A 15,636-nucleotide genomic window follows, 5' to 3' on the forward strand; every position below is an offset into this window, starting at 1 on the left:
TCCGGGGGGAACATGCGGGGAAGCAGTTCGGCGCAAGCCGGCGCGATCGTCTTCGAGACCGGCGTCGAATTTGCCGTGTGGTCGCATCATGCTGCACAGATCGAACTCTGCCTCTTCGAGGATGACGGCAACAGGGAATTCGCGCGCCTGCCGATGGCGCGCGACAGCAACCACATCCATCATCTGTTTGTCGACGGACTGAAGGCGGGCGCGCGCTACGGCTATCGCGCCGACGGTATCTACGCGCCCGACAACGGCCTCTGGTTCGATCCCTCCAAACTGCTGATCGATCCCTACGCCAAGGAGATCGATAGGCCGTTCCGCTACGATCCCCGCCTCGGCATCTATGGCGAGGATAGCCAGGATCTGATGCCGAAGGCGATCGTCACCACCGATACCCCAGCCGCGATCAGCAAGCCGCTCTTCAAACCGGGCGGCTTTATCTATGAGGTGGCGGTGCGCCCCTTCACCATTCTCCATCCCGACGTGCCGGAGGCCCAGCGCGGCACTGTCGCAGCGCTTGCCCATCCCTCCGTCGTTGCGCATCTGAAGCGGATCGGTGTCGATGCCGTGGAACTGATGCCGATCACTGCCTGGATCGACGAACGCCACCTGCCGCCGCTCGGCCTCACCAACGGCTGGGGCTACAATCCCGTCGCCTTCATGGTGCTCGATCCGCGGCTCGTCCCCGGCGGTATGACCGAGCTGCGCGAGACGGTTGCTGCCCTCCATGCCGAAGGCATCGCCGTTATCCTCGACCTCGTCTTCAACCATACCGGCGAGAGCGACCGTTACGGCGCGACGCTGTCGCTGCGCGGCCTCGACAACCTGCACTATTATCGCCACGCCCAGAATTGGCCGGGCGAACTCGTCAACGACACAGGCACCGGCAACACGCTCGCCTGCGATCATCCTGAGGTCCGCCGCCTCGTCATCGACAGCCTGCGCCATTTCGTGCTCAACGCCGGCGTCGACGGTTTTCGCTTCGATCTCGCCCCGGTGCTCGGCCGCACCGCGGCAGGCTTCGAGCGCGACGGCGGAACACTTGCCGCGATCCTGGCCGACGATGTGCTGGCCGATCGGATCATGATCGCCGAACCCTGGGATATCGGACCGGGCGGTTACCAGCTCGGCAATTTCCCGCTGCCCTTCCTTGAATGGAACGACCGGGTTCGCGACGACCTGCGCTGCTACTGGCGCGGCGACGATTGCAAGACCGGCTCGCTGGCAACCGCACTCGCCGGCTCCTCCGACATCTTCTCCCGCAACGACGGCAAGGAAACGCGCAGCGTCAATTTCCTCGCCGCCCATGACGGCTTTACGCTGATCGATCTCGTTTCCTACGCCGGAAAGCACAACGACGCCAACGGCGAACACAATCGTGACGGCCACAACGAGAACCACTCCTGGAACAACGGCGTCGAGGGTGAAACCGTCTATCCGACGATCCGCAAGCGTCGCCGGGACGATGTGATGGCGCTGATATCAACGCTCTTTGCCACCCGCGGCAGCATCATGCTGACGGCAGGCGACGAGGGCGGCCGCAGCCAGCGCGGCAACAACAACGCCTATTGCCAGGACAACGAGATCACCTGGCTGGACTGGAAGGCGTTGGACGAGGGTCTCATCGCCCATACCGGCTTCGTTGCAGGGTTGCGTCGCCGCTTCACCGTCTTTTCCGAAATGGGCTTCCTGGCGGGAAATGGTGATGTCGAATGGATCTCGCTTTCCGGCGAGCCGATGACCGTTGCCGAATGGGAGACGCCGTCGCTTTCCACCCTCGGCATGTTGCTATCGACCGGCGACCGCTCCGCGCGCGGCAGGCAGACCCGGCTTGGCGTGCTTTTCAACCGCTCGGGGAGCCGTCAATTTTTCACGCTTCCGTCTAAGGGCGAACCGGGCTGGCGCCAGTTGACGCCGGATGGAGCAAGGAAAACCAGTGGCCACGCAACCGTCGAGCCGCGCTCCATCGCCTTTTTCGTAGAAAATTGACAGCCTCCCCTCCCTCACCCAAATCCTTGTCGCAATCGTCACAAATGCACGATAAGGCTTTGCCGCAGCGGCTTGTTTCACGAGGAATTCATGGTCACGGAAATTTCACTCTCCGACGTGCGGGGATTGATCGGCATGGAAACGGGCCTTTCGGATTGGGTCACCGTCGACCAGACGATGATCGACGCCTTCGCGTCGGCGACCGACGACCATCAGTTCATTCACGTCGATCCTGAGCGAGCGGCGGCCGAGAGCCCTTTCGGAGGAACCATCGCCCATGGCTTCCTGACACTGTCTCTGCTGTCGACGATGAACTACAATTGCCTGCCGAAAGTGCGCGAGCAGACCCTGGGCATCAATTACGGCTTCGATCGCGTCCGCTTCATGACGCCGGTGAAAAGCGGCGCCCGCGTCCGTGGCCGCTTCCTGCTCTCCGAAGCCCGCTTCCGTGGCGCCGGCATGCTGATGACCACCTATGACGTCACGATCGAGATCGAAAACGAGAAGAAGCCGGCACTGACGGCAAAATGGATCACCATCATTCAATTCGACCCAAAGGACCGTCCCGAGGACGTCTAAGCGAAACTGCTTTTGTTACTCAGCCGAATTGAACACGGCTTCGAGAGCGTGTCCGTCGGGATCCATGACGAACGCCGCATAATAATGCTCACCGTAATGGGACCGCAGGCCGGGAGGGCCATTGTCACTGCCGCCTTGCGCGATTGCCGCCACATAAAACTGATCGACTGCCTTGCGGCTCGGCGCGGCAAACGCCAGATGAAAACCCGGGCCGGGCGCACGCTGGCCGTCCGGGCGATGCTTGATCGCCAGTTTGTCCCCGCCGCCGGGAAGGCCGTAGCCGATTGCCTGCCCTGTTTGCCCCGGCCTGATATCGTCCCAGACCCTGATATAGCCGAGCGCGGCAAGGGCAGCATCGTAAAATGCCGCCGACCGCTCGATGTCGGAAACGCCGAGGGAGACATGGTGTAGCATTCGCTTACCTCTTGAATGAGCGCACGCCCCGCTGAGGCTCAGTGCCCCGCGTCTTCAGCCGCCTCGTTCAGCAGCCCGAAGACATAATCCGAAAACGACCGCCAGCATTCCACACGGAACGTGTCTTCTTCCGTACGGAAAAGCACGATCTCCGCCTTGCCGAAGACCGTGCGCGATGCGGCCCCGACCGGAAAGGAAGAAAGTGACAGATTCTGCGGGCATCCGGCCGAAAGCGTCGCCTCAGCACCCGGTCCCGAGACGATGATCGCGAGATTGCGGTGGGAAACGTCCGTCGCCGAATGCAGCGTGCCGGCGCCGGAAAGTGCTGCCATCAGATCGGCGCCGGCCTCATCGATCACCAGCCACTCGTCCGGGCCAATCCAGAGCGCCGATCGAGCGCCGGCCCGGCCGGATGTCTTCGGAGCATCCGGCAGCGTCAGGCCGAGAGCAGAAGAAAGTGCCGAGAGCGATTCCGCCGGCGCGCGCAGCGCCACCCGGCTGGCAGTGGGAGCGGTCGTCAGCCGCACCGTTGCAGAGCCGCCGAGACGTCCGGCAAGCGCCGGTTTGCGAATTGCGACATCAGCCATGGATGCGGCCCCCTTCCTTGTCAAAGAATACCAGATCCGTCACTTCGACGGCGATCGTCCGGTCCGGCATCGGCACATAGAGCGTCTCGCCCATCCGCGCCCGGCCGCCGGCGACGAGCGCGAAGGCGATCGACCGGCCGCAATTTTCCGACCAGTAGGCAGATGTGACGTGCCCGAGCATGGTCATCGGCTTCGGCTCGTTCGGGCTTGCGACGATCTGCGCGCCTTCTTCGAGCACCAGCTTCGGATCTTTGGTGACGAGGCCGACGAGCTGCTTGCGCCCGTCCTTGACGAGATCCGGCCGCTTCAGCCCGCGAATGCCGACGAAATCCGTCTTTTTCTTCGAAACCGCCCAGGAAAGTCCGGCGTCATCGGGGGTCACGGTCCCGTCCGTATCCTGCCCGACGATGATGTAGCCTTTCTCGGCGCGAAGAACGTGCATCGTCTCCGTGCCGTAGACGCAGGCGCCGAGCGGTTCGGCATTGGCCCAGACCGCTTCGAGTACCGACTGGCCGTAATCGGCCGGCACATTGATTTCGAAGCCGGTTTCGCCCGTGAAGGAGACGCGGAAGAGCCGCGCCGGCACGCCGCAGACCGTGCACTCGGCCACGCTCATATGCGGGAAGGCCTCGTTCGAAAGATCGAGCCCTTCGACCAGCGGCGCGACGATCTCGCGCGCCTTCGGTCCCTGCACGGCGATGACAGCCCATTGTTCGGTCACCGAGGTCAGCCATACCTTCAGATCCGGGAATTCCGTCTGCAGGTAATCTTCCATGTGGTGCAGAACGCGCGGCGCACCGCCTGTCGTCGTCGTCACGTGGAAACGGTCGTCCGCCAGGCGTCCGACGACACCGTCGTCATAAACGAAGCCGTCCTCGCGGGTCATGATGCCGTAGCGGGCCTTGCCGGGCTTTAACGTGTCCCAGGCATTGGTGTAGATGAGGTTGAGGAACTTCGCCGCATCCGGACCGACCACCTCGATCTTGCCGAGCGTCGAGGCGTCGAAGATACCGGCCGCCTCGCGCGCCGTCCGGCATTCGCGAGCAACCGCCTGATGCAGTGTTTCGCCGGCCTGCGGATAGAACCAGGCACGCTTCCAGTTGCCGACATCCTCGAAGACCGCACCATGGGCTTCCTCCCAGGCATGCAGCGGCGTCTTGCGTGTCGGGTCGAACAGTTCTCCGCGCGAATGGCCGATCAGCGTACCATAGGTGACCGGCGTATAGGGCGCACGGAAAGTGGTGAGCCCGACCTGCGGGATTTCCTTGCCGAGCATTTCGGCGGCGATCGCCAGGCCATGCATGTTGGAGAGCTTGCCCTGGTCCGAGGCCATGCCGTTGGTCGTGAAGCGCTTGATATGCTCGATCGAATGCATGCCCTCTCGCACAGCAAGGCGGATATCCTTGGCGCAGACGTCATGCTGGAAATCGATGAAGGCCTTGGCGTTGGTCTTCGGCCCGGCACCTTCGGCAGCGCCGATCATGCCACCCGTCCAGTCATAGGCCTGCTCGGCCGAAATCGCGATCTTCTCACCGCTGCTTCTGCCGGTGGCCTGCGCCATCAACTCGCCGGCGGCAAGCGACTCCTCGATCGTCCGCTGCAGGTCGTCAGTGCCGTTACAGGCGCCGACCGAAAGGCAGTCCTGCGCATAGGAGCCGGGCAGGAAACGCTGGCTTTCGGCATCGAAGGCCACTTTGCCGCGCGACTGCGAGAACAGATGGACGGACGGCGTCCAGCCGGCCGAAACCAGCAGCGCATCGACCGCGATCTTGCGCGGCGAACCGCCGCCGTTACGCGCCACCGTCATCGAGGAGATGCGCAGCCGCCCCGACGTATTGACGACCGACTGGCCAGCCAGAACATCGATGCCGAGCGCCCGCGCCTCGGCCAGCACCGCCGCTCCCGGCGCCTGCCTGCTATCGACGATGGCGGCGATCGAAACACCAGCGCGCTTCAGATCGAAGGCCGCCTCATAGGCCGAGTCGTGCGCCGTGTAGATGCCGACCTTGGTCCCGACGGCGACGCCGTAGTGATTAAGATACATCCGCCCCGCCGAGGCGAGCATGATGCCCGGCCGGTCATTGTTCGGAAACACCATGTGCCGCTCGATCGCGCCGGTGGCAAGGATCACCCGCTTCGCCCGGACCTGCCAAAGCCGCTCGCGCGGCAGGTCGCGGGAAGGCTTGGCGATATGATCGGTGACGCGCTCGGCAAGACCGATGAAATTGTGGTTGTAGTAGCCGAAGGCGGTCGTGCGGGTGAGCACTTCGACATTGTCCATCGCCTCCAGCCGCGCCACGGCCTTCTGTGCCCAGCTATTGCCGTCCTGACCGTCGATGGTCACGCCGGTGTCATAACGCAACGCGCCGCCCGCTTCCGCCTGCTCGTCGCAAAGGATTACCCGGGCACCGGTCTCGGCCGCGGCCAGCGCTGCCGAAAGCCCAGCCACGCCGGCACCGACCACCAGCACGTCGCAATGGGCATAGCGGCTGGCATAATGGTCCGGATCCTCCTCCGTCGGCGCGACGCCGAGGCCGGCGGCACGACGGATGAGCGGTTCGTAGACGTGTTTCCAGGCGGCGCGTGGCCACATGAAGGTCTTGTAGTAGAAACCGGCCGCGAAGAACGGCGACATCAGATTGTTGACCGCGCCGACATCGAAGGCGAGCGACGGCCAGCGGTTCTGCGAGCTGACGATCATGCCGTCGAAGACTTCCTGCACGGTGGCGCGCACGTTCGGCTGCTTGCGCGCCGTATCGCGGGAAACGTCGATCAGCGCGTTGGGCTCCTCGGCCCCCGCCGACAGAATACCGCGGGCTCGGTGATATTTGAACGAACGTCCCAGAAGATGCACGCCGTTGGCGATCAGCGCCGAGGCGACGGTATCGCCTTCGAGCGCCGTATAGCTCTTGCCGTCGAAGCTGAAGCGCGCGGTTCTGGCCGGTGTCAGGCGCCCCTTGCCGGCGATACGGTTCACGCCGCTCATTGCGCCTCTCCTTCCACGGCTTCATATGTTTCGACAGGCCCATGCTGCTGAGCCGCCGCGCCGATCTCAGGCTTCGGCTCACCCGCCTTGTAGGTCACGATGAATTTGTCGGTCACCGTATCGCGCGCCGCATTGAAGAAGCGCCCACAGCCGTGAATGTGCCGCCAGCGTTCGAAGATCAGCCCCTTCGGATTGTCGCGCAGAAAGAAATAGGCCTCGAATTCCTCGTCCGAGATCGAGGCGATCTCGGCGGGCCGCGCGATATGCGCGTCACCCGCGCCACGGAATTCGAGCTCGGAGCGCTCTTCCTGACAGTATGGGCAATAGATCAGCAGCATGTGTTACCCGTCTTAGAGTTCCGACCCGGAAACATTGGTTCCCGGAGGTTGATTGCAGAGACGCTTTCCCATCGTCACATAGGGAATGAGGCGCTTGAGAAGCTGTTCGAAATTGTCGTAGGGCTCCAGCACATCGGTCATGCCGATATTCGCAAAAGCCATCTTGGTGATATCGTTGTCGATCACGAAGGCACGTCCCGGCGCTCCGCCGACCTCAGGCACGAAATAAACGGCTGGTTTGCGCAAGATCATCGCGTAAAGCAGCGTGCCGCTCTCGGCGACGAAGGGCCACTCGCTTTCGCCGGCAGCCCTGTGGATCTTCTGCAGGCGGAAATCCCCGACGCCGGGAAAGACGTCACCGGCCGTCATGGCCGCGCCGTCGATCCCGATTGCAAGGAGGGCCGCCGTCCACATCAGTGCGCCACCGCCGCCGCTGCCGCTTCGTCGATCAGCCGGCCGCTGCGGAAACGATCCAGCGTCAGCCCGGCATTGAATTTGTGCGGCTCATCGCGGGCAATCAGATGCGCGAAGAGATTGGCCGAGCCCGGCGTCGCCTTGAAGCCGCCGGTGCCCCAGCCGCAATTGACGTAAAGCCCGGGAACCGGCGTCTTCGACTGGATCGCCGAACGATCCGGCGTGTTGTCGACGATGCCGCCCCATTGCCGCATCATCTTGACGCGCCGGAACATCGGGAAGAGCTCGCAGATGGCGTCGAGCGTGTGCGTGATGATCTGCAGCCCGCCGGTCTGGGAATAGGAATTGTACTGGTCGGTGCCGGCGCCGATGACGAGCTCTCCCTTGTCGGACTGGGAGATATAGGCATGCACCGTGTTCGACATGACGACGCAGGGAAAGATCGGCTTCAGCGGTTCGGAGACCAGTGCCTGCAGCGGGCTCGATTGCAGCGGCACGCGCACGCCAGCCATCTGCATGACAGTTGTCGTATGGCCGGCCGCCGACACCGCCACCTTCCTGGCGCCGATGAAGCCACGCGAGGTCTCGACCCCGGTCACCCGTCCGTCCGGACCGCGCCGGATACCGGTCACTTCGCAATTCTGAATGATGTGCACGCCGCGGTCTGAAGCCGCCCGCGCATAACCCCAGGCAACCGCGTCGTGCCGCGCCGTGCCGCCGCGCCGCTGCAGTGCCGCCCCATTGATCGGGTAGCGCGCGCTGGCCGAGATATCGAGCGGCGGACAATAGGCCCTCGCCTGCTCCGGTGTCAGCCATTCATTGTCGATGCCGTAGAGCCGGTTGGCATGGATATGCCGCTTGAAGGACTGCTGGTCGTGAATATTGTGCGAGAGCATCATCACGCCGCGCGGCGAATACATCACATTGTAGTTGAGCTCCTGGGAAAGCCCCTCCCAGAGCTTCATCGAATGCTCGTAGATGTGCATGCTCTCTTCGTAGAGATAATTCGAGCGGATGATGGTGGTGTTGCGCCCGGTATTGCCGCCGCCGAGCCAGCCCTTCTCGATCACCGCGACATTGGTGATGCCGTGCTCCTTGGCGAGATAGTAGGCAGCACCCAGCCCGTGGCCGCCGGCACCGATGATGACGACGTCGTATTCGGCGCGTGGCTCAGGCGAAGTCCACTGCTTCTCCCAACCCTTGTGGCCACGAAGGGCCTCCCGTGCCACGGCAAAAACCGAATATTTCCGCATCCGCCTATTTCTCCTTCGGGCAAGGGGCTGTTTTCCGCGCTCATACAAATCGCAAATCCAAATGCGGCACAACGGTTCTTTTGCGACGCGCGAGAGCTTTGGTTTCGACACGCCGAAGAGAATGCCGCCTCAGGCGGCAGACGCAAGCCGCGGCATTTCCGCTAACCGTCGGCCGGCGACCTAACCCAAGAGGGTGAGAAGACAAGCAATTGCTAAAATGTTAACAATCACATGTTGTGGGGTATGTGTAATCATGTGGGGTTGGCGCTCAGTATCAGTCGCGACGCTTTGCATCGCGTTAAGCAGCGCATCGCCGGCACCCGCCGCCGAGCCGGTCGGCCAGGCTGTCGTCATAAAGACGGAAGTGACGGGACAGAGCGGCCCGATCGAGGTCGACACCAGCGTCCATCGCAACGAGCGCATCAAGACATCGCCATCCGGGCTTGGCCAGTTCCTGTTTCGTGACGGCACGAAACTCGCGGTCGGCTGGGGTTCGTCGGTCGTGATCGACAAATATGTCTTCGATGATAGCCAATCGGTCAAGAAACTCACCATCAGGGCGGCAAAGGGTACATTCCGCTGGGTCAGCGGCAGTTCCAATTCTTCGGCCTACCAGATCCTGACGCCGGCCGGCACGATCGGCGTACGCGGCACCGCTTTCGATTTCTACGTCGGCCCGGATGGCACGACCGCCGTCGTCCTGCTGAGCGGCGCAGCCCGTTTCTGCGGTCCGGGCGGCTGCCGGCAGTTGCAGCAGCGCTGCGATTGTGTGGTGGCCAAGCCGAACGGCAATATGTCGGCGGCGCGCCGGGTCGATCCGAGCATCCTCGAAACGCTCGGAAATCAGCGCGCCCTTCCCTTCCTCTCCGGCAATCAGCGGCTTGCGGGCGGCATCGGCATGCTCGGCGGCTGCAATATGGCCTCCGTCGCGCCGGAAAGAAAGGACAGAAAACGGCCCCCGCCTCCGGCTTCGCCCGTGCCGCAGAGGCAGGATCCGCCGCAGAAACAGGCCGAGCCGCAGAAGGAGCGGCCGACCAAGCCTGACACGCCGCATCACGACAAACCGGATAAACCCGACAAGCATGATGGCCGTGGCCGGCATGAACATCACGATCAACACGATGATCACGACTATCACGATCAAGGGCATCATCGAGATCGTGACCGTGATCACAACAAAGATCGCGATCGTGATGGGGACCGGAACCACGACAGGGGCCGGAATTTCAATCGCAACCGCTGATGCCGTCAATCGGCGACGCTCTTCTCGAACCCATCAGGCACCTCGCGGAAGTGATCGCTTCTGCCGGATATCCGCTGGTAGAATTCCGCCAGCCCACCGATCACCTGCGCCGCCCTGAGCTTTGCCGTGCCGATAAGCTTGCGCGTGTTTTTCGAATGCGAATGCAGCGCCTGCGTCAGCTGCTCGTGAACGACCGCAAGCGCGGCGAACTCCGCGGAGGCTGCGACGCGCTCATCGCCGACAACGGCGAGAATCTGCGTTCGGCTACTCTTCCCCTTGAGCGGAATGGCGCCGGCCTCGATCAGCGCCATTCCCGGCACCGATCTCGCCGTGCTGTCTGATATGAGGATATCGAAGCCGACCTCCTTGCAGCACGACTCCAGGCGCGCCGCGACGTTGACGGCATCGCCGACCGCCGAATAGTTGAAGCGGGTCTTGGCGCCCATGTTGCCGACACAGGCGAGACCGGTATGGATGCCGATGCCGATGCCGACCTGCTGTCCAGACCCGAAGCCGAAGGCGTCGCCGGCGTTCAGTTCGGCCAGCGTTTCACGCATGGCAAGCGCTGCGCGAACGGCCTTGATTTCATGATCCGCCACATCGACGGGTGCATTCCAGAACGCCATGATCGAATCGCCGATGAACTTGTCGAGCGTGCCTTCATTGGCCACCACATGGCGGCTCAGCGCATCGAGCAACGTATTCAGGAACGCGACCACGGCAGTCGGCGCCAGCCGCTCGCTGATCTCGGTGAAGCTCCTGACATCGACGAACATGACCGTCAACTCGCGATCGTCTCCGCCGAGGCGTAACGCGTCGCGGGAATGCTCGATGCGATGGAGCAGCGACGGGGAAAGATAATGCCCGAAGGCGCGCCGCACCTCGCGCCGCTCTCTGTCGATCACCAGAATCCTGAACGAGGTCGAGGCGAAATGGGTGATCGATCCGCTGATGATCGGAGCCAGGGGATCGAGGAGAAGCCCCGCATAAAGAAAGGTGAGCCAGGACGCTACCAGCGCCATGGCCGTGATCAGCAGGCCGCAGGCGAGCGCGACGGCTGGACTGACGAAGGTCGTAACCCCGACGAGCAGGCATCCGAGCACGGCGATCATCAGGATTTCCAGCCCGTCCGCCCAGTCGGGCCGCGAGAGAAAGCGGCCGGAGAGGATCTGCTCGACGGCCTGCGCATGCAGCGAAACGCCGGGAACGTTCTCGCCGAGCGCGGTGACGCGGATGTCCTGCAGGCCGGCCGCCGATGTCCCGACGAAGACGATGCTGCCGTCGATGGCGGCGGCGACAGCTGGAGACGCCCCTTCGGCCGCAAGCACCTGCCGGGCGGATATATAGCGCTCCGCCCGGTCGGGGGTGACATAGAGCCAGAGCTCGCCGGCCGTCGTCAGCGGCACGACGAAATCCCCGATCTTTACCGATGTCATGATGCCGGCGCGATCGGGCGCGCCTGATAGCACATAGGTCGATGCCCCCTGTGCGACACGCAGCGCCTCGATCGCGAGATTCGGATAGAGCTGCTCGCCGTCGGTCAGGAACAGTGGGACCGCCCGCACCACCGGCGAGGGATTGCCGGGATTGAGGCTGATGTGGCCGAGCCCCGCCGCATTGGCCTCCAATTGCGGCCGCAGCGGCGTCGAAGCACCGAGATAGGGCGGAGCCGTGACAGGGCTTTCGCCTGTAAAGGCAAAGCCCGCCTTGACAGGCGGCCGGTAATGGCCCTCGTTGGAAAGGCCGAAGCCGAGCACGACGGGTTTTTCGGCAATCGATCGAGCGAATATCTCGTCATTGTCGGGCAGTTTCTCGGCAAGTGAAGGATCGACCCCGGCAACGTCGCGGACAACATTGCGCGGTGACAGCCGGTCCGGCTCGGCGAAAAGAATATCGAAGGCGATGGCCGAGGCGCCCATCTCCGAAAGCCGGTTCACCAGCAGGGCCATCCGGTCGCGCGGCCATGGCCATTGGCCGAATTCGTGCAACGAGGCCTCGTCGATGTCGATGACGCGGACCGGCATCGGCTCGAAGGTCCTGGGAACCAGCCGCTGATACTCGTCGAAGGTCACGCCGCGGATCAACTTGAAGATCCCGGGATCACTTGCTCGAAGAATCGTAAGCGCAGTCACGATCGCCAGGCCGAGAACGACACCGATTTGCTGCGCGCGCGTCATGATCTCACCGGGCGTCCCCTCCCACGGCCGGCAGGGCGATCCGCACATGCCGGCAGACAGGCTACGCCGCTTTCCATCCAAATGCCATTCGCACCTGCGTTCCGGGGTACTCTCTTTGCGGTCACCTCCGCCGGGCGGCGAAGAAACGCCATGAATAGGGCCCCGCCTCCAGTTTTCACCCGGCTTTTGCACGGACGACAGGCTTCGACCTTGCCCGGTGCGCGGCGAAATGTTCTTTTAACGATCGAAAATCGGATGCTTTTTCGAGAGAAGAATGAAGGTCGCCGTGATTTCCGAAACCGCCGCACGCCGCAGCGGCTATTGGCTGATTGTCGTCGTGCTGGCAATGCTCGCAGGGCTGCCGCTCGCCGTCTGGCTTGATATCAGCGATCTCTCGGGAAATACCCTGCGCCGTCAGGCGCGCGACATGAGCTCGCTCATATCGAGCATCCGCTCCTATTATTCCACGAATGTCGTCGGGCGCGTTCTGGCTGCCCATGCCAGCGGCGCAACGGAAGGCACGGTCGTCTCTCACAATTATGCGAATATTCCCGGCGCCATCCCGCTGCCGGCCACGCTATCCCTGGAGCTCGGCGACGTCATCAAAGAGCAGCAGGCCAATATCACCTACCGTTTCGTCTCCGACCTGCCGTTCAAAAGCCGCGCATCCCACGAGCTCGACGACTTCGAAAAGAATGCGCTCGCCGCCTTGCGCGCCAATCCGCAGCAGACTCTGAACGACCTCACCCGTGTCGGATTGACCGATACCTTGCGGTTCATCACCCCCGTCGTCATGGGCCAGGCCTGCGTTGCCTGCCACAATACCCATCCCGAAAGCCCGAAGACCGATTGGAAAGTGGGCGATGTGCGCGGCATTCAGGAAGTCATCATCCGGCAGCCCTATGCGAGCAACGTCTTCGCCTTCAAATACCTGCTCTGCTATTTTCTTTTCGTCGCCGTCATCGGCATCAGCTTCATCCTGCTCCAGCGGCAGCAGACGCACGCAATCCACAGCGCCAACCAGGATCTGGAGGCGGCGAACGAATTCCTCGCCAGCGTTTCCCTGAAGATCTCGCGCTATCTCTCGCCACAGATCTACAAGAGCATCTTCTCCGGACAGAAGGACGTCGTCGTCCATACCGAGCGCAAGCGTCTGACGATCTTCTTCTCCGACATCAAGGACTTCACGGCGACGACCGAGCGCCTGCAGCCGGAAGCCCTGACGGAGATGCTCAACGAATATCTGACCGAGATGTCGAATATTGCCCTGGAGCATGGCGGCACGGTGGACAAGTTCATCGGCGACGCGATGCTGGTCTTCTTCGGCGATCCCGAAACCAAGGGGCCGGAGGAGGACGCGAAAGCGTGTCTGCGCATGGCCGTCGACATGCAGCGCCGTCTCGGCGAACTCAAAGACAGATGGCGCAGAAACGGCACCGAAGAGCCTTTCGTCGTCCGCATGGGAGTAAACAGCGGTTATTGCAACGTCGGCAATTTCGGCAGCAGCGACCGGATGGACTATACGATCATCGGGGCGGAGGCCAATCTCGCAGCCCGGCTGCAATCGATCGCCCAGGGAGGAGAGATCGTCATCAGCTACGAAACCTATGCGCTGGTGAGCGAAATCGTCGACGCCCATCCCCTGCCGCCAATCACGATGAAGGGCATACAGCGCGAGATCGTGCCCTATGCGGTGGATGGGCTGACCCTCGGTGCGGATCACAAGAGCCGCGTTCTCAGCGAGCATCTCTCGGGCCTTGACCTGCATCTGGATATGAGCCGGCTGGAGCCTGCCGATCGCCTACGGGTCAGGACCGCTCTCAAGGAGGCAATTGCCGCGCTGGATGAAGCTGCGCCCGAACCGGCCCGATCATGACCAGATATCAGGCGAAGCGTGATTTTTCCGCCCGCCTCCCATATCCCGTCTAGACTTCCCGTACCCGATCTGCTATTTCGCATCACCAATCGCAAGGCTCCGGCCGCGCGAACGTTATTGTTTTGCCTCTGGCCGCTGCGCCGCCTCCGGCATCAACCAACCAAAGGAACGTGATTCTCGTGCAGGTACTTGTCCGCGATAACAATGTTGATCAGGCTCTCCGCGCTCTCAAGAAGAAGATGCAGCGCGAAGGCATTTTCCGCGAAATGAAGATGCGCGACTATTACGAGAAGCCGTCGCAGAAGCGTGCTCGCGAGAAGGCAGAAGCTGTTCGTCGCGTTCGCAAGCTGGCCCGTAAGCGCGCCCAGCGCGAAGGTCTGGTCGCACGCTGAGCGTTTCCGTCGTTTTTTCGACGTTTTCAGATGCATTGTGGCGGGGGCGATGGGTTCGCCGCCGCTTTTTTAGTTTGCCGCTGAAGATCGCATATCCGCGCACCGGGTATGCCGCATGGGGAAAGCGAGCCCGAATGGCTGTCAACACCTTCAATCCGTACCGCGCTTTGCGCTTGCAGAAAACGGCATTCCTGCCCACTTTGGCGCTGGCGGCATTGTTCGGCCTCGCCGGCTGCGAGACGACCAATACCTCGGATGCCGTGATCCGCATCGATAAGGCGCAGGGTTCGGAAGAGAATATCGCTTCCCTGACGGCCGTTATCAACGCCAATCCGAGGGATCCGGAAGGTTACAACGTCCGTGGTTCCGCCTATGGCCGCGCCGGCCAGTTCCGCCCGGCGCTGAACGATTTCAACACGGCACTGCAGATCAATCCGCGGTTTTTCCAGGCTTACGCCAACCGCGCTCTCGTCTATCGCAATATGGGCCAGCAGGCCCAGGCGATTGCCGACTACAATGCCGCCTTGCAGATCAATCCAAGCTACGACGTCGCCTATATCGGTCGCGGCAATGTCTATCGCATGGCCGGCCAGGACGATCAGGCTTTCAACGATTTCGACAAGGCAATCCAGCTCGGCACCACCGATGGCCGCGCCTATCATAATCGTGGCCTGATCTATCAGAAGCGCAACCAGCAGGACAAGGCGATCGACGATTTCTCGAAAGCGATCTCGCTCGCACCGAATTCGCCCGAGCCCTATAATGGCCGCGGCATTTCCTATATTGCACTGAACGACGACGACAACGCCTTTGCCGATTTCAACCATGCGATCGAGCTCAACGGCAACATCGCCGAATCCTGGGCCAACCAGGCCCTCGTCTACGAACGCCGCGGCGACAAGGCAAAGGCCGCCCGCTCCTATCGCCACGCGATCGGCCTCGACCCCAAATACCAGCCGGCTCGCGACGGCCTTGCCCGCGTCGGCGTCGCCCCAGCCGGCTAAAGACATAATTGGGCGGCCCGGAGCATCGGGCGGCCCGCAACGGCCACTTGCCGGTCGCAGCACCCATCGGATGCCGGCAAAGGCCCTGATGATTCAAGCGAATCTTCCGGCTCTGGATATCATCGAGTTGATATCGTATACGTCAGGCAGTGGAAGCGACGTGGCAAAGGCCGCCGCACCGCCATTAAGACGAGACGCCGAAAAAGCGTCCGTCATCGTCGATGGCCTTTCATAGTATGTTGCAACCTGCTCTTGCTCCCCCTAACATGGAGCTGCTTCGATAGCCCGCTATCGAGCGGTCGAACACGTGTTGGGGGCGGTTTGCGAGAGATGCGGATCTTTACTGTCCTGGCCGCAAGCGAAAACCGTTGCGGGCCACGC

13 protein-coding genes are annotated in these 15,636 nt (G+C 62.4%); 6 read left to right on the top strand and 7 right to left on the bottom strand.

The window, feature by feature from the left end; all coding sequences use genetic code 11:
* The first annotated feature begins 12 nt into the window (after positions 1 to 12).
* Together glgX and CUJ84_RS19165 are read left to right on the top strand one after the other, a co-directional pair.
* The gene (gene glgX, locus CUJ84_RS19160) at positions 13 to 1,992 is read left to right on the top strand and encodes a glycogen debranching protein GlgX (protein WP_105007371.1); all 1,980 of its coding nucleotides are present in this window, start codon (positions 13 to 15) and stop codon (positions 1,990 to 1,992) included.
* Positions 1,993 to 2,082: 90 nt separating this feature from the next.
* On the top strand, positions 2,083 to 2,571 hold the full coding sequence (locus CUJ84_RS19165; protein WP_027667785.1) for a MaoC family dehydratase: 489 nt from the start codon (positions 2,083 to 2,085) through the stop codon (positions 2,569 to 2,571).
* A gap of 15 nt (positions 2,572 to 2,586) precedes the next feature.
* Here CUJ84_RS19165 and CUJ84_RS19170 read toward each other — a convergent pair whose 3' ends face one another.
* The 6 genes from CUJ84_RS19170 to CUJ84_RS19195 are packed head-to-tail and all read right to left on the bottom strand — an operon-like array spanning position 2,587 to position 8,563.
* Positions 2,587 to 2,985, bottom strand: a complete 399-nt coding sequence (locus CUJ84_RS19170) for a VOC family protein (RefSeq protein ID WP_105007372.1) — start codon at positions 2,983 to 2,985, stop codon at positions 2,587 to 2,589.
* A gap of 38 nt (positions 2,986 to 3,023) precedes the next feature.
* Positions 3,024 to 3,572 (bottom strand): sarcosine oxidase subunit gamma, encoded by a 549-nt coding sequence (locus CUJ84_RS19175; RefSeq protein WP_105007373.1) that lies wholly within the window; start codon positions 3,570 to 3,572, stop codon positions 3,024 to 3,026.
* Entirely contained in the window at positions 3,565 to 6,558 is a 2,994-nt protein-coding gene (locus CUJ84_RS19180) for a sarcosine oxidase subunit alpha (RefSeq protein WP_105007374.1), read from the bottom strand. The genes CUJ84_RS19175 and CUJ84_RS19180 overlap by 8 nt, the downstream gene beginning before the upstream one ends.
* Positions 6,555 to 6,896 carry a sarcosine oxidase subunit delta gene (locus tag CUJ84_RS19185; protein ID WP_105007375.1) on the bottom strand — a complete coding sequence of 114 codons (342 nt, stop codon included), beginning with the start codon at positions 6,894 to 6,896 and terminating at the stop codon, positions 6,555 to 6,557. Before CUJ84_RS19185 ends, CUJ84_RS19180 begins: the two co-directional genes overlap by 4 nt.
* Before the next feature lie 12 nt (positions 6,897 to 6,908).
* Complete coding sequence (locus tag CUJ84_RS19190; protein WP_105007376.1) at positions 6,909 to 7,310, bottom strand: hypothetical protein; 402 nt, start codon at positions 7,308 to 7,310, stop codon at positions 6,909 to 6,911.
* A complete protein-coding gene (locus CUJ84_RS19195; protein WP_105007377.1) occupies positions 7,310 to 8,563 on the bottom strand; it encodes a sarcosine oxidase subunit beta family protein in 1,254 nt (417 codons plus the stop codon). Before CUJ84_RS19195 ends, CUJ84_RS19190 begins: the two co-directional genes overlap by 1 nt.
* Positions 8,564 to 8,816: 253 nt before the next feature.
* Here CUJ84_RS19195 and CUJ84_RS19200 point away from each other — a divergent pair, with 253 nt between their 5' ends.
* Positions 8,817 to 9,806, top strand: coding sequence for a FecR family protein (locus CUJ84_RS19200; RefSeq protein ID WP_105007378.1), 990 nt, complete (start codon positions 8,817 to 8,819; stop codon positions 9,804 to 9,806).
* 5 nt (positions 9,807 to 9,811) lie between these two features.
* Here the strand turns inward: CUJ84_RS19200 and CUJ84_RS19205 are convergent, their stop codons facing one another.
* A complete protein-coding gene (locus tag CUJ84_RS19205) occupies positions 9,812 to 11,983 on the bottom strand; it encodes a CHASE2 domain-containing protein (RefSeq protein WP_105007379.1) in 2,172 nt (723 codons plus the stop codon).
* A 274-nt stretch (positions 11,984 to 12,257) separates the two neighbouring features.
* Between CUJ84_RS19205 and CUJ84_RS19210 the strand changes: the two genes are divergently transcribed.
* The 3 genes from CUJ84_RS19210 to CUJ84_RS19220 all read left to right on the top strand — a co-directional run bounded on the left by CUJ84_RS19210 (position 12,258) and on the right by CUJ84_RS19220 (position 15,255).
* Positions 12,258 to 13,859, top strand: coding sequence for an adenylate/guanylate cyclase domain-containing protein (locus CUJ84_RS19210; protein WP_105007380.1), 1,602 nt, complete (start codon positions 12,258 to 12,260; stop codon positions 13,857 to 13,859).
* Between the two features lie 179 nt (positions 13,860 to 14,038).
* On the top strand, positions 14,039 to 14,251 hold the full coding sequence (gene rpsU / locus CUJ84_RS19215) for a 30S ribosomal protein S21 (protein WP_003585885.1): 213 nt from the start codon (positions 14,039 to 14,041) through the stop codon (positions 14,249 to 14,251).
* Positions 14,252 to 14,385: 134 nt separating this feature from the next.
* Positions 14,386 to 15,255: a tetratricopeptide repeat protein gene (locus CUJ84_RS19220; RefSeq protein ID WP_105007381.1), complete on the top strand. Its 870-nt coding sequence runs from the start codon at positions 14,386 to 14,388 to the stop codon at positions 15,253 to 15,255.
* Positions 15,256 to 15,636 lie beyond the last annotated feature (381 nt).

The organism is Rhizobium leguminosarum, assembly GCF_002953715.1.
Classification (GTDB): domain Bacteria; phylum Pseudomonadota; class Alphaproteobacteria; order Rhizobiales; family Rhizobiaceae; genus Rhizobium; species Rhizobium leguminosarum_V.